Here is a 21458-nt window from a genome sequence, read left to right as displayed (position 1 = left end):
TTCTGTTACGCAGGCGCTAAGGCGTAAGCCCGGCCGGCGGCAATACCGTACGCGCGGCTATCAGTCCTTAGGATCAGAACCCTTCCAGCACTAACTTGCCCCGGGATTTGCCGCTTTCCAGCAGCGCGTGCGCTTTGCGCAGATTGGCGGCGTTGATGGCGCCGAAATGCTGGGCGAACGTGGTCTGGAGCACGCCCTGGTCGATAAGCGCGGCAATGCGTTCAAGCAGGTGGTGCTGGTTAATCATATCCGCAGTTTCAAACCGGGAACGGGTGAACATCAATTCCCAGTGCAGGGACAGGGACTTGGCCTTAAGCGGCAATGCGTCGAGCGCGGCCGGATCGTCAATCAGGGCCAGGCGTCCCTGTGGCGCCAGAGCCTCGATCAGCTGCGGATAATAGCTGTCGGTATGCGTCAGGCTCGCCACGTGGGTGACATTGGCGATACCCAACTGCGTTAACTGATCCAGCAGGGGACGGGAATGATCGATCACATGGTGCGCGCCCAGTTTCAGCACCCAGTCGCGGGTTTCCTGACGCGAGGCGGTGCCGACCACCGTCATTCGGGTCAGCCTTCGCGCCAGTTGGGTGAGTATCGACCCCACCCCGCCGCCGGCGCCGATAATCAGCAGCACGTCGCCTTCGCCGCCGTTTTCGGCCACGCCCAGCCGGTCAAACAACAATTCCCAAGCGGTGACCGAGGTCAGCGGCAGCGCGGCGGCATGGGCGAAGTCCAGCGAGGCTGGTTTGTGCCCGGCGATGCGCTCATCCACCAGGTGAAATTCGCTGTTGCAACCCGGCCGTGTAATGGAACCGGCATAAAAAACCTCATCGCCGGGTTTAAACAGCGTGACGTCCGCGCCCACCGCCTCGACAACGCCGGCGACATCCCAGCCCAGCACGCGCGGTGCGCTGACCTCCGCTTTGGCGCGCACCTTGGTGTCGACCGGATTGACGGAAATCGCCTTGACCGCCACCAGCAAATCGCGCGCTCCCGGTGTCGGTTTGGGCAGGTCGATATCCACCAGCGCCTGGGGATCCTCAATAGGCAGTCCATGGCGGGTATAGGCAATCGCTTTCATCAGTTTTTCTCCCGTAGATCGTCTTAATAAAATGCGGCCCGGGCCATCTGGCGTTCAAGCGTGGCGCAACGCCGGCGCCGGGCGCAATGCGGATTCATCAACATTCTGAAAGTCTAGACTTTTTTTTTACCGCCACCTACCCATAAAATGCACTAACACCTACTCTGTAGAAGTGTAAATCAGCGGCGGCGGAAAGCGCATGGCTATTCTGACGCATCATGTTGTATATTTGATGCACTGTGTTTATTTGCCGCCGCGGCGGCCTTCAGGCGGGAAAAGCGGTGAGTTATCAACCAGGCCCAATAGAACACTCTTACCTCGGTTCCAGCGTATACGCCAATCTGCGCCAGGCATTGATTACCGGCCAGCTGAAACCTAACGATCGATTACGCATCCGCGAACTGGCGGCGCAGGTCGGCACCAGCGTAACCCCGGTCAGGGACGCGGTATTGCAGTTGGCCAAAGAACAGGCGCTGGAGATGCGCACGCCCAAAGACATTCGCGTGCCGTCCCTTAACCAAGAACAATACCTGGAGCTGAAAACCCTGCGCCTGGAGCTGGAAGGCATGGGCGCGCAGCGCGCGGCCATGCGCGTCACCCCCGCCGCCGTCCAGCTGTTGACCGTCAATATCCGGCGCAATATTCGCGCCATTACCGAAGAGGATTGGGTGTCCGCGCTCAGGCTTAACAGCGAATTTCATTTACTGGTGGCGCAAAGCGCCATGATGCCGGTGCTGAGCAGCTTTATCGACCGGTTGTGGATGCGCACCGGGCCGCTGATTGCCCAAGCCTACGCCCAGCTCACCCAACAGATGACCATCGGCCATCACCAGACGCTGCTGGCCGCGTTGCGCCAGCGGGACGGTGACGCGGCCGCCAACGCCATGCGCCAGGATATCCTGGACAGCGATGCGATGCTGGCCCGATTTACCGCCGCCAGCCAGACGGCGCCGCCGGGGTAAACCGGTAAACCCGCTCCCGGTCAGACGTGCTGCCCGCCGTTAACCGGAATTTCCGCGCCGTTGACATAGGCGGCGCCGTTGGTGGAAAGAAAATAAATCAGCGAGGCCACTTCCTCCGGCCGGCCCAGGCGCTGCAAGGGTACCTGCCGTTCGATAATATCCTGGGTGCCGGGTGAGAGGATGGCGGTATCGATTTCTCCCGGCGCAATGGCATTGACGCGGATGCCGAAACGGCCGAAATCATAGGCCATTTCGCGGGTCAGCGCGGACAGCGCCGCCTTGGAGGTGGCATAGGCGACGCCGGCGAAAGGATGCACCCGGGTGCCGGCAATGGAGGTCACGTTGATGATCCCGCCCTGGGCCTGCCGCAGCTCCGCAAACAGGCCGTTGGCCAGCAGCGCGGTGGAGAACAGGTTGACATTGAACACCCGCATCCAGGTGGCGTAATCGGTTTCGCGCACCCCCAGCCTGCCGCCGTCGGCGGCCTTGGGCGAGATGCCGGCGTTATTGACCAGCGCGTCCAGCCGCCCGCCCAGTTTTTCTTTGATAAGCGTCAGCGCGGACTCGACGCCCGCGATATCTTCCAGATCCAGATGGATGTGATTGAGCATTTTTTCGGCCCAGGGACATTCTTCCACCCAGCTTTGGCGCGAGGCGGTAAAAATCCGCCAGCCGGCCGCATGGAAATGCTTGACGGTGGCATGGCCGATCCCGCGGCTGGCGCCGGTCAGCAATAAGGTTTTCTGCTCCAAGGCGTTCACTCCCCTGTGATGCGTGATGCAACAAAATCTACCTGAAAACCCTTGCCGGGGCATCCGCTTTTTTCCGCTTGGCGCCGCCCCCCTTATCTCCGTTGCGCCATCTTATCTCCCGCGCCCTTCCGATCCGCGGATGCGTGCGGAACGGCGGCGGAGCATTTCCATCACCAATAATAATATCAGCGAGGCGCCCACCATCAGCGAGGCGGCGGCGGCAATGGTCGGATCCAGGTTTTCGCGGATGCCGGCGAACATTTGGATTGGCAGGGTACGCTGTCCGGGACTGGCCAGGAACAAAGTGACCACCACCTCGTCGAATGAGGCGGCAAAGGCAAACAAGGCGCCGGAAAACACGCCGGGGGCAATCAGCGGTAGCGTTACCCTGGCAAACACCAGCCACGGCGGCGCGCCAAGGCTGGCGGCGGCGCGGGACAGGTTGCGATCGTAGTTTTTCAGCACCGCGGTGACGGTGATGACCACAAAAGGCACGCCCAGCATGGCGTGCGCCAGCACCAGGCCGAGATAGCTGTTCAACAGCGATATGCGGGCGAAAAAGAAAAACAGGCCCACCGCCACGATCACCACCGGCGCTATCATCGGCGAGACGATAATCGCCATCACCAGGGTCTTGCCGCGGAACTCGCCGCGCACCAGGCCCACCGAGGCCAGGACGCCGAGAATGGTGGCCAGCAGCGTGGCCAGCGGCGCTATCAGCAAACTATTGCCCAGCGCCCCCAGCCACTCGCGGGAATGAAAAAACGCCTGATACCAGCGCAGTGAAAATCCGTTTAGCGGATAGCTGAGAAACGAGCCGGAGTTAAACGACAGCGGCACGATGATCAGCACCGGCACCACCAAAAACAGCAGTATCGCCGCGCCGTAAAAATTAAAGGCGGTATGCCACAACCGCATCAGGAACAGGCCTTCCTGTCTTATCATCATCATTCTCCCGGTTAATGCGCGGCCAGCTCCGCCTGCGTCCGGGTAACCCGGATGTAGACGATATAGAGCAGGATCACGATGATGAGCAATTGGCTGCCGAGAGCCGCCGCCATGCCCCAATTCATCGTGGTATTGGTGAAGAACGCCACAAAATAGCTCAGCATCTGGTCGCCGGGGCCACCGAGCAGCGCGGGCGTGATGTAATAACCGATGGCCATGATAAACACCAGCAGTCCCCCCGCCGCAATGCCGGCATAGGTTTGCGGCACATACACCCGCCAGAAGGCGGTAAAGGGATGCGCGCCCAGCGAAATGGCGGCGCGCATATAGTTAGGCGAGATACCTTTCATCACGGCATACAGCGGCAGGACGATAAAGGGCAGCAAAATATGGGTCATGGCGATATACACGCCGACGCGGTTAAACACCAGCACCAGGGGCTTGTCGATAATGCCGGCATACAACAGGGCGCCGTTGATCAAGCCGCCCGATTGCAACAGCACAATCCAACTGGCGGTACGAACAATTAACGAAGTCCAGAAGGGCAGCAGCACCATGATCAGCAGCAGGTTGGCGCGGCCGGCCGGCTGTTTCGACAGCCAGTAAGCCAGCGGGTAGCCCAGCGCCAGGCAGATAAGCGTCACCACCGCCGCCATCAGCAGCGTACGCAGCAGCACCCCGATATACAGCGCCTGCCCCTCGGGCAAACGGGTTATCTCCCCGGTCTGGATATCCACCTTGCGATCAAACACCGCCAGGACATAATAACCGGTAAAAGGCCGGCTGGCCCGCTGCACCGAGCGCCAGACGGTAATATCGCCCCATTGCGGTAAGGCCTGGATCAGCGCGGCGCGGGTCATGCCCGGCGCGTCAGGCGCGGCGCGCAGCGTACGCATAATCAGCCCGCGGTAAGCGGGGCTTTCGTAGCTCAGGCGTTTTGCCACCGTGGCAATCTGCCCGTCGGCGCGCGCCCGGCGCAGATCGCTGACCAGCGCCTGGAAAACGGCCTCATCCGGCAGCGCGGTGCCGTCCCACCGGGACAGCGCCGCCGTCACGTTGGGCAGCCCGTCGCGAACCTCGGGGTTCGCCACGCTTTTTATCAGGATAGAGGCGATGGGCACCACAAAACTTATCAGGATAAACAGCAACAGCGGAGCCACCAGCAGCCAGGTGCGGCGCTTGTAAATCCTTTGCGACTGAGACAACTGCTGCTTCAGCGTGGCGGTATTTAACGTGCCGTCGTCGGCATCCCGCGCCGGCATGGCTCTACTTGATGTCATTGTTTCGTCTCCGGAATGCGTGGCGATCCCATGCCGCCAACCCTTACTGGGCGGCCCAGGCGTTAAAGCGCTGCTCAAGATCTTCGCCATGCTCGATCCAGAACTGCGTATCCACCGCCAGGGCATTGGCCAGGTTATCCGGCGACGTCGGCAGGTTGGCGGCAATCGCCGGCGCGATCAGGCCGATGGCGTTTTTATTGGTTGGCCCGTAGGGAATATTTTCCGCAAAGACCTTTTGGTTTTCCGGCTGGTTGGCGAAGGCGATAAACTGTTCCGCCAGGGCCTTATGCTTGGATCCTTTGACGATGGCCCAGCTATCCAGATCGTAGAGGCTGTTGTCCCATACCATTTTGAAATCATGCCCTTCGGTGGCGGCGGCGGCCACACGGCCGTTATAGGCGGAGCTCATGACCACATCGCCGGAAACCAGCCACTGCAGCGGCTGCGCGCCGGATTCCCACCATTGAATATTCGATTTGATTTCATCAAGTTTGCGAAAGGCCCGGTCAACCCCCACCGGCGTCGCCAGCTGCGAATAGACATCCTCGCGCCTTACGCCATCCGCCAGCAGGGCGATTTCGAGGGTAAACTTGGCGCTCTTGCGCAGCGCGCGCTTGCCGGGGAAATCCTTCACATTCCAGAAGTCGGCCCAGCTGGTCGGCGCTTTTTTCAGTTTCTGCGCATCATAGGTCAGCACGGTGGACCACAGGAAAATACCGGCGCCGCACTCGGTGGCCGAACCCGGCACATACTCGCTTTTATCGCCCAGCTTGGACCAGTCCAGGGTTTCAAACAGGCCTTCGTCGCAGCCGCGACGCAGTTCCGGGCCTTCCACCTCCACCAGATCCCAGCCTACCTGGCCGGTTTCCACCATGGAGCGGATCTTGGCCATTTCGCCGTTGTATTCCCCAGCCTCGATGTCGCCTTTGCCCGATGCTTTAAACGGCTGGTAAAAGGCTTTTTCCTGCGCCACTTTGTTCTGGCCGCCGAAGGAAATCACGGTCAGTGTTTCCGCCTGGGCCTGGAAGGCCAGCCCGACCAGCAATGTGGATACCGCTAATTGTTTCAACATATCCTGTCCCCTAAAAAATGCGCCAACGAAAAGTTAAATGATGCATCATACATCAAGCATCTTTCGTGCCACTCTGGCATTTTTTCTTCAGGGAGTCCGCACGCGGTGAATACGGGGGTCTGGCGTGGAAGGGATGCCGGGTTGCACCCGGGTTATGCGTTAAAGCCGTGCAAAGTTGCAACAGGTTGCACCCTGGCGATGCAGCCGCGTTTGCTTCCCCGGCCTGTATCGGCGACAGGCCGGGAAAAGCGGATTATCACGCTGAGGCGATAGCCACGCACAGGTATTTCATTTCCAGGTATTCGTCGATGCCGAAGCGCGATCCTTCACGACCGAGCCCCGACTGCTTAACGCCGCCGAACGGCGCCACTTCATTGGAGATAAGGCCGGTGTTCACGCCTACCATGCCGTACTCCAGCGCTTCGGGCACGCGCCATTGCCGGGCGGCGTCGCCGGTAAACACATAGGCGGCAAGCCCGAATTCAGTGGCGTTGGCCAAAGCCACGGCCTCTTCTTCGTCGCTGAAGGGGAACAGCGGCGCCACGGGGCCAAAAGTCTCCTCGCGGGCAAAACGCATCTTGCCGGTGACGTCGCCTATCAGGGTCGGTTCAAAAAAGGTGCCGCCCAGGGCGTGGGGCTTACCGCCGGCCAGCAGCGTGGCGCCCTGGGACAACGCGTCGTCGATATGCGCGCGCACTTTGTCGACGGCATCCGCATCGATGAGCGGCCCCTGCGTGGTGCCTTCCGCCATGCCGTCGCCCACCTTAAGCCGCGCCACTTCAGCTACCAGCCGGGCGACCAGGGCGGGATAAATGCCCCGCTGCACATAGATACGGTTGGCGCAAACGCAGGTCTGGCCGCTGTTGCGGAATTTCGAGGCCATGATGCCGGCCACGGCGCTGTCCAGATCCGCGTCGTCAAACACGAGTACCGGCGCGTTGCCGCCCAGTTCCAGGGAAAGTTTTTTAATGGTTGGCGCGCATTGCGCCATCAGCAGACGCCCCACCTCGGTCGAGCCGGTGAAGCTCAGCTTGCGCACCACGGGACTGGCGCACAGCACCTGTCCCACATCGGCGGCGGGGCCGGTGACCACCTGCAAAACGCCGCGCGGAATACCCGCCTGTACCGCCAGCTCGGCCAGGGCCAGGGCGGTAAGCGGCGTTTGTTCCGCGGGTTTGACAATCATGGTGCAACCTGCCGCCAACGCCGGGGCCACTTTGCGCGTAATCATCGCCGCCGGAAAATTCCAGGGCGTGATCGCCGCGGTCACGCCGATGGGCTGCTTCAGCACCAGCAGCCGCTGCCGGGCCTGGGGCGACTGCAGCACGCTGCCCTCCACCCGTTTTCCCTCTTCGGCAAACCATTCGATAAAGCTATTGGCATAGGCGATTTCGCCGCGCGCCTCGGCCAGCGATTTACCCTGTTCGGCGGTCAACAGCCGCGCCAAATCCTCCTGGTGCGCGACAATCAACATAGCCCATTTTTGCAGCAGCACGGCGCGTTGTTTACCGGTCAGCGCCCGCCAGGACACCAGCGCCAGCGCTGCGGCATCGATGGCGCGCGCCGTTTGGGCGGCGCTCACCTGCGCCACCTCGGCCAGTATTTCCCCGGTCGCCGGATTGGTGACGGCTTCGCGCGCGCCGCTGTCGCCGTCGCACCATTCACCGTCGATCAACGCCTGGTGATGGAGCAATTGCGGGTTATTAAGCTGCATCATCTTTCTATCCTTACGTATTTATGACTTGAGCAACCGGCTCAGCAGGTCCAGCGCCGCGGTGAACTGATCATCGGGGATGGTGAGCGGGTACAGAAAACGAATCACATTGCCGTGCACGCCACAGGTCAACAGCAATAATCCCTGTGCCAGCGCCTGTTTTTGGATACTCTTGGCGTACTGCGCGTCAGGCTTGCCGGTAGCCGGGTCGGCAAATTCGACCGCCACCATGGACCCCAGCCCGCGCACGGCGGAAATGGACGGACACGTCTGCCGGGCCTGTTGCAGCACTTCCACCAAATGGCCGCCAAGGCGCTGGGCGCGCTGGCAAAGCTGTTCTTCATCAATTACATCAAGCACCGCCAGCGCGGACGCCACGGCCAGCGGGTTGCCGGCGTAGGTACCGCCCAGCCCGCCCGGCGCCGGAGCGTCCATCACCTCGGCGCGGCCGGCGACGGCGGAAATGGGGATGCCGCCGCCCAGGCTTTTCGCCATGGTAATCAGATCCACTTTCACCTGCGGGCAGTGATCCATGGCGAACAGCCTGCCGGTACGGGCAAAGCCGCTTTGCACTTCGTCGGCAATCAATAAAATGCCGTGCTGGTCGCACAGTTGGCGCAGGCCGACGATAAACTCGGGCGGCGCGACGTTAAAGCCGCCTTCCCCCTGCACAGGTTCGAACAAAATGGCCGCCACCTGATCAGGACTGATATCGGTATGGAACAGGCTGTCGATGCTGGCCAGGGCCTGGTCGACCGACACGCCGTGCAGCGCATTGGGATAAGCTGCATGGAAAACCTGTCCGGGCAGCGGCCCGAATCCCAGTTTATAGGGCGCGACTTTACCGGTCAGCGCCAGCGTCAGCAGCGTACGGCCATGGAACGCGCCGCCGAAAGTAATGACGCCGGGGCGTCGGGTATAGGCGCGGGCTATTTTCACCGCGTTTTCCACCGCTTCCGCGCCGGTGCTGAACAGCGTGGTTTTCGCCGGGCCGGCCACCGGCACCCGGGCGTTGAGCTTTTCAGCCAGTTCGACATAATTGCCGTAAGGCACTATCTGATAGGCGGTATGGGTAAACAGCTCCAACTGCCCTTTGATCGCCGCGACGATTTTCGGATGGCGATGGCCGGTGTTTAATACCGCGATGCCGGCGGCGAAGTCGGTATACTCGCGACCCTCGACGTCCCACAGCGTGGCGTTTTCCGCCCGCGCGGCATAAAAATCACACATTACGCCGACGCCGCGCGGCGTGGCGGCCAGACGACGTTGGTTCAGTTCGCTGTTGTTCATGGTGCTGCTTCTCCCAAAATGGTGCGGCTAAACGTGCGCTATTACAGATCCCAGCCTAACTCCCGATTCTATTTATCCGCTTTGTGGCTCTATAATCCAGTGCCAGTTTTAATTTTTTGCAGGTGCCAATTGCGTTCGTTATTAACCGATATGCTGCTGCAGCATCTCTCCGCCCGCACCGGGGGGCCGCTGCACCGGCGTTTATATGACTGCATCCGCCTGGCGATCCTCGACGGCGGTATTCGCGCGGGCAGCCGCCTGCCGCCGACGCGCGACCTGGCGAAAGAACTGGCGCTGTCGCGCAATACCGTCAGCGCCGCCTACGAACAGCTGCTGGCCGAGGGCTATATATTTACCCGCGCCGGCAGCGGCACCTTTGTGACCGATCATATGCCCGACGGGGCCATGGCGCCGGTGAACGAGCAGCAGCCCGTCTGCGAGCGCCCGGCCGGGGAAGAATTTTCGGCGCGCGGCGCTAATTTGCTGGCCCGGTCGGGCGCCTCGCCCCATCAATGGGGGGCGTTTATGCCGGGGGTGCCTGATGTGTCCGGCTTTCCGCACGGTCTGTGGCGCCGTATCCATTCCCGGCTTATCCGGCGCATCAAGCCCGATTACCTCACCTATTCGCGCATGGGCGGCAGCCCGGAACTGCAGCAGGCGCTGGTGGATTATCTGCGGGTGGCGCGTTCGGTGAACTGTAGCGCGCAACAGATTATTATTACCGAGGGCACTCACCAGGCCGTCGATCTGCTGGCCAAAATGCTGTGCAATCCCGGCGATCGCGCCTGGATTGAGGAACCCAGCTACTGGGGCATGCGCAATGTGTTGACCATCAACGGCGTCGACGTACAGCCGGTGCCGGTGGATGATCAGGGTTTAAACCCGCCGGACACGGCCGTTGCGGCGTCGCCGCGGCTGATTTGCGTGACGCCGTCACATCAGTACCCCACCGGCGCGGTAATGAGCCTGCAGCGGCGCCAGCGCCTGCTGGCGCTGGCCCAGGAACATAACGCCTGGGTGATTGAGGATGATTACGATAGCGAGTTCCGTTTTTCGGGCAACCCTATTCCCGCGTTGCAAAGTCTGGCGCCGCAGGCGCCGGTTATCTATATCGGCACCTTCAGCAAGACGCTGTATCCGGGCCTGCGCATCAGCTATATGGTGCTGCCGCCGGCGCTGGCGCAGGAGATGCGCGTGGCCCACGCCGAACTGTATCGCGGCGGTCACTGGATAACGCAACTGGCCCTGGCGCAGTTTATCGCCGAGGGACATTACGCCTCCCATATCCGCCGCATGCGCCTGCTGTACGGTAAGCGCCGCGCCGTCCTGAGCCGCTTGATCCTTCAGCATCTGGGTGCGGACGCGCTGCGCGACGACAGCAATGCCGGCCTGCATCTGGTGATGTCGCTGCCGGACGATGTCGATGATATCAAGCTGTCGCAGGCGGCGGGACGGCAAGGCGTTTATGTCAGACCCCTGTCGACCTATTACCTCGGCCCGTCGCGCAAAAAAGGATTATTGCTGGGATATGCCTGCGTGGATGAAGAGCGGATAGAAAGCGCCTTTATGACCCTGCTGGGCTGCATGGGACAACCGGCGCCCGTTGCGCCGCCGCGTTGATACGGCGCAGATAGTGGCGAAGCCGCCCGCGCGGCGCCTGAACGGTAAGGGTTGTAGTATAAACGGATTGCCGCTTTGTGGTGCGGTATGCCGGCGACATCAGCGCGGCAATCGTCAAGGCGCCCGACCTGCTGGGGGAACGGCAAAGAACGCCGGCGCGGTCTCTTGTTTACGGATAAAAAGCGCAGAAATTCATGAGCTTGCTTACCTTAAGCCTGCCCAGGATATTTGCCTTTTCAGCGTGGAAATCGCTTGTGGCGGTGCGGGCGCGATGGTAAATATACTCACCGTAAGCACAAAAACATGCCGCCCGCCTTAGGATAAGCATATTTCGTGCCATAACCTCGTCGGCAAACCGCTGCGCCTGCTTAACTCCCATTAACAGACGTCGTTTCCGAACCGGTCTAGTTACGAGGTTGGATTTTCTTATGCAAAATTACGTGAGTTTTAAAAATATTCAAAAGACCTACGACGGCGACAAGCTGGTGGTGAAAAATCTCAACCTGGATATTGGCGAAGGCGAATTTCTGACGCTGCTCGGCCCGTCGGGTTCCGGTAAAACCACCAGCCTGATGATGCTGGCGGGGTTTGAAACGCCCACCCAGGGCGAAATTTACCTGCGCGGCCAGCCGCTGCACCATCTTCCACCGCACCGGCGCGATATCGGCATGGTGTTCCAGAATTACGCGCTTTTTCCTCATATGACGGTGGCGCAGAACCTGGCCTTTCCGTTGTCGATTCGCCGCATGAATAAAGCCGATATCCAGGAAAAAGTGGATAAAGTATTGGATCGGGTGAAGCTGACCGCCCTCGCCGACCGCTATCCCGCCCAGATGTCCGGCGGCCAGCAGCAGCGCGTGGCGCTGGCGCGGGCGCTGGTGTTTGAACCCAAGCTGGTATTAATGGATGAACCGCTGGGGGCGCTGGATAAACAGCTGCGCGAGCATATGCAGATGGAAATCAAGGCGCTGCACCAGGCGCTGGAGTTGACCATCGTCTATGTCACCCACGATCAAAGCGAAGCGATGACCATGTCGGATCGGGTGGCGGTGTTCAACGACGGCATTATCCAGCAGATCAACAGCCCCAGCACGCTGTATGAGGAACCGCAGAACAGCTTCGTGGCCCAGTTTATCGGCGAGAACAACGGCCTGCTGGCTACCCAGGCAGGCAGCGAGGATGAATTTTATCGCGCCGTCCTGGATGACGGCACCTCGCTGCGCGCGCTGAAGGTACGTCCCAGCTCGCCGGGGCGCAAGATCATGCTGTGCATCCGGCCGGAGCGCGTCAGAATCAATGTGCCGGCCGGCCAGCTGCCGGCGGGGTCGCAGCAAATTAGCGCCAGGATTACGCAGTTTATCTATTTGGGCGATCATGTGCGCATGATAACCGAGGTGGCGGGACAACCCGATTTTATGGTCAAACTCAGCGCCGCCGATTTGGACCCCGCCTGGGTGCCGGGCGGCGCGGTGACCCTGTCCTGGCAGGAGCGGCATCTGCGGGCGCTGGACGCCGTGACCCTGCAATAAACAAAGGCTGGCAATGCCAGCCTTTATTACTTTGGATATGCGCCAGGCGCCGGCCTACATTTTACATGCCGCTTCCCTGTACCTGGCGCCATCGGTGCGGCCCACCACTTGGTCTCCATTAAACAAGCTCACGACCGGGCGCCCGTTATAACTTCCATCCTTAGTCCAAAAACCCTCTGAATTCGCTTCCGTTACTGCTTCACCCGGCCAGCCGCCGGGACGCGCGCCCCATTCCCCAAACATACTGCCCACCGCCCGCTGATTGACGCCGGAGGTCAGATCTGCCGCCGCCAGCATTGATTTACCATTGGAGGCACACAATGTTTGAGTATCATCCCACGAATACCTGTTGGTGGAATTAGGTCGATAATAGGTAAGCCATTTTCTTACAGTAAATTTATAAGTGTAATAATACTGATCACCACGCGCCATCAGGGTGACCTCACTGCTGGGGCGGGCATTAAGGGTAACAATACCGTTCTCATCTATTGGCGCGTTTACCGCATTCGAACTGCTCCAGGTCAAACTGCCATTGTCGCCGATGTTGCCCATAGGGTTGATCTGGAACCTTGGCTTGCTGCTGCCGGCATACGGCCCCGCATCAAAACCCACGTTGGGGAAACCCGAGTTTGGCCCAAAGCTGTGAGGATTAGCGACGGGCGAAACGGAATTGATCGCCCGGGGAGACAGGAAGATTGTATCTTGCGTGACGTCCACGCCGTCTACCTGAGCCGTCACGGTGGCGGTACCGCCACGAGTGTTGGTGAAGGTAACCTTGGCTTTTCCATCCGCGCCGGTGACGGCATTTGCCGGCGACGTCAGGCTCGCGCCATTGTTCACCGAGAAAACGACGCTCTTGCCCTCCATCCCGGCGCCCATGCCATTCTCCACCAACAGCTGTACTTCATTATATTCCGCGCCGTTGTCCAGCGACCGGTTACGCAATACATCAAGCGTCAGGATGGCCGGTGAGACAATAAAACTCAATGGCGCGCTGGCTTTGGTGAAACCCGCCACCGCGGCGTTAACCACGACCAGACCAGCCTGGTCGCTGGTGACGTCGACGGCCAGCGTACCGTCGGCGGCAGTGTCGCCGCCCTGCCGGGAAAAGGTGACGCCGGGGCTGGCGGAGGCAAAGGTGACCGCCTGCCCGGCAACCGGGTTATCGTGGGCGTCGCGCACCCGGACCTTGACCTGATGGGCCTCAAGGCCGGCCTCTTTATCGCCGGTGGTGATGACCTCTATCAAGGTGGTATTTTCCGCCGCCGCGCCGGCGACAAAAGTCATGCCGTCGCTGGCTAACGTAAAGCCCGCCACCGTGGCGAAGACCGTTACCGCGCCCGCGCGGGTACTGGTGACACCCACGTCGATAGTGCCGTCGGCCGCTGTCGTGCCGCCGGGATTGGACAGCGCGGCGCCAGGGGTGACGGTGGCAAAGCTGACCGCCTGCCCCGCAATGGGATTGCTGTTGGCGTCGCGCACCTGGACCTTCACCCGATGGCCGTCGCTGTCGCCGGCCACCTTATCACCGGTGGTCAATACCTCTATGGTGGAGCGGCTCTCCGACGCGGGGCCGGCGACAAACTGCATGCCGTCGCTGGACTTGGTAAAGCCCGCCACCGTAGCGCTAACCACTACCGTGCCCGCCAGGGTATTGGTGACGCCGACCTCGAGGGTGCCGTCGGCCGCCGTATCGCCGCCGGGGCTGGAAAGCATGGCGCCGGGACTGGTGGTGGCGAAGGTGACCGCCTGCCCCCTGATGAGATTATCATTGGCGTCGCGCACCGTGATTTTCACCCGATGGCCGTCGCTGTCGCCGGCCACCTTATCGCCGGTGGTGACCACCTCGACGGCGGTGCGGGTTTCCGCTGCGGCGCCGGCGACAAAACCCATGCCGTCGCTGTCCCTGGTAAAGCCCGCCACCGTGGCGCTGACCACTACCGTGCCCGCCTGGTTACTGGTGACACCGACCTCGAGGGTGCCATCGGCCGCCGTATCGCCGCCGGGGCTGGAAAGTGTGGCGCCGGGGCTTGCGGTGGCGAAGGTCACTGCCTGTCCGCCAACCGGATTGTCATTGGCATCGCGCACCGTAACCTTCACCCGATGGCCGTCGCTGTCGCCGGCGATCTTGTCGCCGCGGGTGATAACCTCGACGACGGTGCGGGTTTCCGCTGCGGCGCCGGCGACAAAACGCATGCCATCACTGGCTTTGATAAAGCCCGGCAACGCGGCGGAGACAATGACCACCGCCGCCCGGTTGCTGGTCACATCCACCGTCAGCGTGCCATCCTCACCGGTTTCGCCGCCGGGGATGGACAGATGCGCGTCATCGCCCGCCGCCACCCATTTCACCACCGCGCCGGCGACCGGGTTGTCCTGGGCGTCGCGCGCGGTTACCCGCACCTGATGCGCTTGTGAACCCGCAATCTTATCTCCCTGGGTCAGCACCTGGATAAGGGTATTAGCCTCGGAAGCTTTGCCGGCAATAAACGTCATCTCAACGCCGCGGGTGGTAAAATCGCCCACCGTGGCGGTAACCGTTTGCAGCCCCGCCCGGGAGGACACTACGGTCGCCATCAGGGTGCCGTCGTCACCGGTAACATCGCCCTCCAGGGGGGTTACCTGCGCGTCGTTGTCGGCGCCAAAGCTCACCGCCTGGCCGCCGATGGGATTATTAAGGGCATCGCGCACCGTCAGCCTGACCCGATGCGCGTCAATGCCATCCGCCGCCTTATTTCCCGTGGTCAGGACTTCAAGCTGTGTCTGGGTTTGGTCGGCGCCGCCGGCCACAAAGGCGACGGCGGCCTGCTGCGACGAGCCGTCCAGGCTAGCCCGCGCCATAACGGGACCGACGGTGCGGGAGGTAATACCGGTTTCGGTAAAGCCGTCGTCATCGCTCACCGCCGTGGGGGATAATACCGTGGCGCTGTTATCGGCGCTGAAAGCGACCGTCTCGCCGGGCACAGGGTTGCCGTTGCCATCGATAACCCTGGCCCGGACGCGAATGGCGGTGTGGCCATCGGCGACCGCGTTGTTGTTCTCTACCGCCAGGCTTGCCAGGGTAACGATTTCCGGTGCGGTCACATTCACCGAAGTCACCGCCCGGTTGGAGAGATTACCCCGGTTATCATGGGCTATCGCATTGATGCGATAGGTATTATCCGCCCCCGGGGTACCCTGGTAGGCCGGCATGACAACGGTTATCGCCTGCGGAGAAACCTGGGTGATACGCCCGCCGCTCGCCAGCAGCGGCGCGCTGTCCCAATCAATGCGATCCAACCCGTGTTCGGCGGTGATGTCGGCGGTTAAGGTAACCGACGTGCCCGCCGCACCGGTGATTTGCGCCGGTAGCGCCAGACGGATCAGATCCCGACGCTGATAATCGAGCACGATATTATAGTTGCGGTCGACCAGATCGTAGCGGCTGCCGGCCAGCGTTCTGGACGGTCCGACTTTAGAGGAATCGAGATGTGACTGCCAGGATTCGCCCAGCCGGTAATTCAGCTGGAAATTCAGGCTGCTGTCGTTCGCGCCGCCTTTGCCGGTCCGGTGCTGCGCGCCGACGGTGAACAAGGGGATGGGCGTATAGTTAATGCCGGCGGTCAGGGCATAAGGATCTTTTTGCCGACTATCCTTACCGAACAACGCCACCTCATCGCCGCGGTATTGCTCAAACATCAGCGAACCGCCCAGCTGTGGGTAAGATGGCAGCCAGGCTTGGGCGCGCAGATCGAACCCGTTGGCCGGCCGTTCGTTATAGTCGGCGAAATCCCGCGACGGGTGCCAATCCGTCAGGCCGAAATAACTATTGGCCGACAGCCGCAAATAATCCGTCCAGGCTTCGGCCCCGACGCCGAGCCGGCGATTGTTGCCGGTAATATCGTTATCATAAAAAGTATTGGCGCCGTACAACCAGCCGTCCTTTTCGGTGCGCACGCCCAGGCCGAGATTCACCGTATTGCGCTGGTCGCTGTTACGCACCCCTAATTGCGAAAATACCGTCGAGCGTTCGGTATCCCGCAGGGGAACCAGCAAATCCACCGCGCTGTCGGTAAATCTGAAATCCCGGTCGGCGTTGAGCTGGACGCGGGCGGTGCCGAACTGGTTCAGCCATTGCTCGCCCGCCTGCCCGGCGCCGCCCACCACGCTTGAACGCGCCAAATCGGCGGCGGCGCCGCCGGTGTTGCCGCCCGAGAACAGGGAGCCGGCCGTCTGTGCGCCGCGCGCCAGCTTATCCTCTGCCTGCGAAGATGACTGGACCGGGATGGCTGAGTTAAACAAAGACGTGTGGCTGCGGGGAACGTCGATCTCGTCGCCGGTGCCCAGCGCGGAAAACGATTTGGCGAAATTGCGCAGTCCATTGAGCGTTTTTAGCTCTTCCAGCGTCAGGTTATAGCGTGTCGCCACCGACAATGTCGTCTCGCCCGGCCCCAAAACATAAGGAACCGTGGCGATGGCCATTAAGGGCGCCGCCGTGGACGGCAACGCTGCGGGCGCGGCTTTCGCCATGGCCGGCGTAAAAGACAGGCTAAGCGGAAAGACTATCTGGAAAGCGATATTCAGCCACGCCACCGCACGCCAACGTTGATGAATTACCGGCGGCGGCGTAGATTGGATTTTTTTCATTTGATAATAGCTAAAGAGATTCTTAAAAAGCATCAATTTATCCCACTGGTCAATAACTTCAATTCCCGGCCATATTAATCCGCCGTCGGCAAAGATTATCCGGCGTAACAAGACCCCATTTAAATAGTGTTACAGGCCAGCATAACTGGCAGCAATATCGAAGAAAATAGCTTTAGTCGATAATATTGCAGACCATACCAGAAATGAAATTAAAAATATTCACCTGAACCATTAAATAGATAAAAAATTACAAATCCTTTAAATTCATTGAATTGCATTAACTTGGTCACTATTTAATTTTTTTAATTAATCTTTAATTTCCTATAAACTCAATAAACATAACTCATAATATTTTATGGCCGATATACCGGAATATGGCCTGTATTAATGCTACTACGTGCATTAATTGGCAATCTGCATTCATCGTGGGATAACGGCGCTTAAAGGGATAATATTCATGAAGAAGATGACGTATCCTTGCTGGGACCTCTGGTTTATCCGGGTTAACAGGGGCCATTAAGGCAGCTTCATTTATTTAATAAATAATATGAATGAATCAGGAAAGCAGCAGGCGTGAAGGGGGAGAGAAGCGGGTATTCCCTGCCGACTGAGGCAGGCAAAGGGAATACCCTGATTATTGATTACGGCGTATGAGCGGTCATAACGCCGGTTATCTGCGTACCAACCGGTAAATCCACAGCACCACGATAGCGCCGATCACCGCCACGACAAAACTGCCGAAGTTAAAGCCGTCGACGCGTCCATAACCAAAGAACGTGCTGATATAACCGCCGACCACGGCGCCGATGATACCGAGAATGATGGTAATGATAAATCCGCCGCCGTCCCTGCCCGGCATGATGAATTTAGCGATAATGCCGGCGATAAGTCCAAAAATAATCCAAGATAAAATTCCCATAACAACACTCCTTTATAGCGATTGCCTGTACTTAAAAATCCGTGATGGATACCTAGCCTGAAAGAGCAGTACCAGAAACCTGTTTTATTATAGTCAATGCTCATGATTATGCTGGAAATAATACAGAGAACATCGAGTACCGGAATAGCAAACACCGGGCGCGATGTCCAGGCCTAAAACGGCAGGCTGGTGATGTCAACCAAGGTTAACGTCCCGCCGAAGACCGCGCCGGTATCAATATAGAACTGATTATAAAAATGCCTGACGCGTTCGAGCGGCGTATGGCCGAAAAAGAAGTGCGTCGCGCCGCTGATGGGCGCCCCGCGCCCGCGCTGGTTGCGGTTGATGCGCTGCCGGCTCCACACCACCAGCTCGGGGTCGACGGTCTGCTGGTAGCGATAATTGTCCAGGGGATAATCCGCGTGCGCGATCACAATATGACGCTGCGCCATTTCAAGGTCGATAATCAGCGGCAGATAAGCGCAGCGCTCAATCAATGCCGCCGCCCGCCGCCGCTGTTCCTCATCCAGGCGCCAAAACCATTGGCCGCCGTTGGCCAGCCACAGGTTCTCTTCGCCGCGGGAAAGGGCGTCGATGGCCATTTGCTCATGGTTGCCGCGAACCGCGCAGAACCAGGGTTGTTCAAGCAGTTCCAGGCATTGCAGGTTTTGCGCGCCGCGATCGATCAGATCACCGACCGAGATCAGCAAATCGCGCGCGCGATCAAACCGCTGGCGCGCCAGTTTCGCCAGCAGCAAATCGTAACAGCCATGCACATCCCCGACCACGAAGATACGCCGCCAGTCGTCTGGGTTGATTTTGCGGTATATCTGTTCCGGCATCATCTGATTCATCATCCCCCCCGATAAGCTCAAGGCCATCATTATCAGCATAGCAGGCTGGGACACGCGGACATCAATAATCTCGCCATGGGGGAAATCGATGATAAAACGTCATTAAAAGCTGTTAAAACAGCCTGATAACGGGCAGCATGAAGGTCTGCACCTTTGTCCGGTATGCTGTATGAATAAACGCCACGCCCTGGTTTCGCTGAATATCGCGGCCTTCTTTTTTGGCCTTTCAGGCATTTTAGGTAAAGTCATTACCACCTCGCCCGCCGCCATAGTATTTGGCCGCGCGCTGTTCGCGGTGCTGGCGTTATCGCTGCTGATGCTCGGCGTACGCGGCTTTCGCTGGCAACGCATCAGCGGCGGCAGCGCTCTGGTGGTCATTGGCGCCAGCGCTATCCTGGCCGGGCACTGGCTCACCTTCTTCATTTCGGTCAAAGCCTCGGGCGTGGCGATTGCCACGCTTGGATTCGCCAGTTTCCCGGCCTTTACCACCCTGTTTGAAAGCATCGGTTTCCGGGAGCGCATTTCGCTTAACGAGATCCTGCTGATCGTCCTGATTTGCCTTGGCCTGATGATGGTCTGCCCGTCGTTTGATATCAGCAGCGGCAGTACGCGCGGGTTTTTATGGGGAATTTTATCCGGCGCGCTGCTGGCGTTGCTTATTATCTGCAACCGCATTACCGCCATCAGTATCCGGCCGGTACAGGCGGCGTTATGTCAAAACGCCGTTATCTGCCTGCTGATGCTGCCCTTCGCTTTCCACGCGTTGCCGCAAGCCTCCGCCGGCGACTGGTTTTACCTGGTGCTGCTGGGGGTATTCTGTACCGGCGTGGCGCACAGCCTGATGGTCACCAGTTTACGTTTCGTCAAGGCGCGCGCCGCGGCGGTGTTTTTCGCCCTGGAGCCGGTCTACGCCATTCTTTTTGCCTGGGCATTGTTCGGCGAACGGCCGACCCCCGGCATGTTTGCCGGCGCCGCGGTGATTATTCTTTCAGTAACGGCGTTTTCACGTCACGATAAAAAAGCGCCGTCTGAGCGGCAAGCCTGACGGGCGAAGGCGCGGGGGAAAGCGCGGGGATTGCCGGCGAGGGACGGGGTTCCCCGCCGGTGGTTGCCGTGCCAGGCGGTTAGCGGATCATCGGCAGCTTAAGGCCGTATTTTCCCGCGCAGGCGATGGCCTCGGGGTAACCGGCATCGGCATGGCGCATCACGCCGGTGGCCGGGTCGTTCCATAATACCCGCGCCAGGCGCTCATCGGCCTTCTCGCTGCCGTCGCAGACGATAACCATGCCCGCGTGCTGGGAGAACCCCATACCCACGCCGCCGCCGTGATGCAGACTGACCCAGGTGGCGCCCCCGGCGGTGCTGAGCAGGGCGTTCAGCAACGGCCAGTCGGAGACGGCGTCCGAGCCGTCTTTCATCGCTTCGGTTTCACGGTTGGGCGAGGCGACCGACCCGCAGTCGAGATGATCACGGCCGATAACAATCGGCGCTTTCAGCTCGCCGGTGCGCACCATCTCGTTAAACGCCAGCCCGGCGAGGTGACGTTCGCCCAGCCCCAGCCAGCAGATGCGCGCCGGCAGGCCCTGGAAGGCGATGCGCTCCTGCGCCATATCCAGCCAGTTATGCAGCAGCCGGTTGTCCGGAAACAGCTCCTTGAGCTTGGCATCGGTCTTATAGATATCTTCCGCATCCCCCGACAACGCCACCCAGCGGAACGGCCCCTTACCTTCGCAAAACAGCGGACGGATATAGGCGGGTACAAAACCGGGGAAATCGAAGGCGTTCGCCACCCCCTCCTCCAGCGCCACCTGGCGGATATTGTTGCCGTAATCCACCGTCGGCACGCCCATTTCATGGAACGCCAGCATCGCCTTGACGTGTTCGGCCATCGACGCCCTGGCCGCGCTGATAACGCTTTGCGGATCGTCTTTTTTGGCCTGGTTCCATTGTTCCAGGCTCCAGCCGGCCGGCAGGTAGCCGTTGAGCGGGTCATGGGCGGAAGTCTGGTCGGTAACGATATGCGGACGGGCGCCGCCGCCGGCGGCGCGTTTGGCCAGCTCCGGCATGATCTGCGCCGCATTGCCCAGTAGCCCGACGGAAATCGCCTCGCCTTTGGCGCAGGCGTCTTCAATTAGCGCCAGCGCTTCGTCGATGGTAAACGCCTTGCGGTCGAGGTAGCGGGTGCGCAGGCGAAAATCTATGCGCGACTCCTGGCATTCAATGGCCAGCACGCAGGCGCCGGCCAGCACGCCGGCCAGCGGCTGGGCGCCGCCCATGCCGCCCAGGCCGGCGGTAAGGATCCATTTCCCCTTGAGATCGTTATCGTAATGCTGGCGGCCCGCTTCGGCAAAGGTTTCGAAGGTGCCCTGCACGATGCCTTGGGCGCCGATATAAATCCAGGAGCCGGCGGTCATTTGCCCGTACATCATCAGCCCGGCCCGGTCCAGTTCATGGAAATGTTCCCAGGTGGCCCAATGCGGCACCAGGTTGGAATTGGCAATCATCACGCGCGGCGCGTCCACATGGGTGCGGAACACGCCGACCGGTTTACCGGATTGCACCAGCAGGGTCTCGTCTTCCTCCAGGTCGCGCAGGCTTTGCAATATGGTTTCGAAACAGGGCCAGTTACGCGCCGCCTTGCCGATGCCGCCGTAGACCACCAAATCGTCGGGACGCTCGGCGACATCCGGATCGAGGTTGTTCTGGATCATGCGGTACGGCGCTTCAATCAGCCAGTTTTTGCAGGTCAGCGTGGTGCCGCGCGGCGCGCTGACGGGACGTGAAACGGCATTGCTAAAATCGTTTTTCATC

15 protein-coding genes are annotated in these 21458 nt (G+C 60.2%); 4 read left to right on the top strand and 11 right to left on the bottom strand.

Annotated features, from left to right (window positions below; genetic code table 11):
- Window positions 1–73: 73 nt before the first annotated feature.
- The gene (locus ACL2XG_RS02865; RefSeq protein WP_410014944.1) at window positions 74–1081 is read right to left on the bottom strand and encodes a zinc-binding alcohol dehydrogenase family protein; all 1008 of its coding nucleotides are present in this window, start codon (window positions 1079–1081) and stop codon (window positions 74–76) included.
- 281 nt (window positions 1082–1362) lie between these two features.
- Between ACL2XG_RS02865 and ACL2XG_RS02860 the strand changes: the two genes are divergently transcribed.
- Window positions 1363–2043, top strand: a complete 681-nt coding sequence (locus ACL2XG_RS02860; RefSeq protein WP_410014943.1) for a GntR family transcriptional regulator — start codon at window positions 1363–1365, stop codon at window positions 2041–2043.
- Window positions 2044–2063: 20 nt separating this feature from the next.
- Here the strand turns inward: ACL2XG_RS02860 and ACL2XG_RS02855 are convergent, their stop codons facing one another.
- From ACL2XG_RS02855 to ACL2XG_RS02830, 6 genes are all read right to left on the bottom strand, one after another.
- The gene (locus tag ACL2XG_RS02855; protein WP_413722928.1) at window positions 2064–2795 is read right to left on the bottom strand and encodes an SDR family NAD(P)-dependent oxidoreductase; all 732 of its coding nucleotides are present in this window, start codon (window positions 2793–2795) and stop codon (window positions 2064–2066) included.
- A gap of 111 nt (window positions 2796–2906) precedes the next feature.
- Entirely contained in the window at window positions 2907–3746 is an 840-nt protein-coding gene (locus ACL2XG_RS02850; RefSeq protein ID WP_410014941.1) for an ABC transporter permease, read from the bottom strand.
- Window positions 3747–3754: 8 nt separating this feature from the next.
- Complete coding sequence (locus ACL2XG_RS02845; RefSeq protein ID WP_410014940.1) at window positions 3755–5023, bottom strand: ABC transporter permease; 1269 nt, start codon at window positions 5021–5023, stop codon at window positions 3755–3757.
- Between the two features lie 43 nt (window positions 5024–5066).
- Window positions 5067–6095, bottom strand: coding sequence for an ABC transporter substrate-binding protein (locus tag ACL2XG_RS02840; RefSeq protein ID WP_410014939.1), 1029 nt, complete (start codon window positions 6093–6095; stop codon window positions 5067–5069).
- A 256-nt stretch (window positions 6096–6351) separates the two neighbouring features.
- Window positions 6352–7809 carry an NAD-dependent succinate-semialdehyde dehydrogenase gene (locus ACL2XG_RS02835; RefSeq protein WP_413723442.1) on the bottom strand — a complete coding sequence of 486 codons (1458 nt, stop codon included), beginning with the start codon at window positions 7807–7809 and terminating at the stop codon, window positions 6352–6354.
- Window positions 7810–7830: 21 nt separating this feature from the next.
- A complete protein-coding gene (locus ACL2XG_RS02830) occupies window positions 7831–9099 on the bottom strand; it encodes a 4-aminobutyrate--2-oxoglutarate transaminase (RefSeq protein WP_410014938.1) in 1269 nt (422 codons plus the stop codon).
- A gap of 129 nt (window positions 9100–9228) precedes the next feature.
- Between ACL2XG_RS02830 and ACL2XG_RS02825 the strand changes: the two genes are divergently transcribed.
- Window positions 9229–10719: a PLP-dependent aminotransferase family protein gene (locus tag ACL2XG_RS02825; RefSeq protein WP_413722929.1), complete on the top strand. Its 1491-nt coding sequence runs from the start codon at window positions 9229–9231 to the stop codon at window positions 10717–10719.
- Window positions 10720–11147: 428 nt separating this feature from the next.
- On the top strand, window positions 11148–12248 hold the full coding sequence (locus ACL2XG_RS02820) for an ABC transporter ATP-binding protein (RefSeq protein ID WP_410014936.1): 1101 nt from the start codon (window positions 11148–11150) through the stop codon (window positions 12246–12248).
- Between the two features lie 54 nt (window positions 12249–12302).
- Here the strand turns inward: ACL2XG_RS02820 and ACL2XG_RS02815 are convergent, their stop codons facing one another.
- From ACL2XG_RS02815 to ACL2XG_RS02805, 3 genes are all read right to left on the bottom strand, one after another.
- The gene (locus ACL2XG_RS02815) at window positions 12303–16907 is read right to left on the bottom strand and encodes an Ig-like domain-containing protein (protein ID WP_413723579.1); all 4605 of its coding nucleotides are present in this window, start codon (window positions 16905–16907) and stop codon (window positions 12303–12305) included.
- Window positions 16908–17544: 637 nt separating this feature from the next.
- Window positions 17545–17793, bottom strand: coding sequence for a GlsB/YeaQ/YmgE family stress response membrane protein (locus ACL2XG_RS02810; RefSeq protein ID WP_410014934.1), 249 nt, complete (start codon window positions 17791–17793; stop codon window positions 17545–17547).
- Between the two features lie 173 nt (window positions 17794–17966).
- Complete coding sequence (locus tag ACL2XG_RS02805) at window positions 17967–18647, bottom strand: metallophosphoesterase (RefSeq protein ID WP_410016818.1); 681 nt, start codon at window positions 18645–18647, stop codon at window positions 17967–17969.
- Between the two features lie 169 nt (window positions 18648–18816).
- Between ACL2XG_RS02805 and ACL2XG_RS02800 the strand changes: the two genes are divergently transcribed.
- Window positions 18817–19692 carry a DMT family transporter gene (locus ACL2XG_RS02800; RefSeq protein WP_410014933.1) on the top strand — a complete coding sequence of 292 codons (876 nt, stop codon included), beginning with the start codon at window positions 18817–18819 and terminating at the stop codon, window positions 19690–19692.
- A gap of 79 nt (window positions 19693–19771) precedes the next feature.
- Here ACL2XG_RS02800 and hutU read toward each other — a convergent pair whose 3' ends face one another.
- Complete coding sequence (gene hutU / locus ACL2XG_RS02795) at window positions 19772–21457, bottom strand: urocanate hydratase (RefSeq protein ID WP_413722931.1); 1686 nt, start codon at window positions 21455–21457, stop codon at window positions 19772–19774.
- Between the last annotated feature and the right edge of the window lies 1 nt (window position 21458).

It is taken from the genome of Sodalis sp. RH24, assembly GCF_047324145.1.
Lineage (GTDB): Bacteria > Pseudomonadota > Gammaproteobacteria > Enterobacterales > Enterobacteriaceae > Acerihabitans.
The sequence above is the reverse complement of the archived record's forward strand: the minus strand, read 5'-3'. Positions and strand labels throughout refer to the sequence as shown.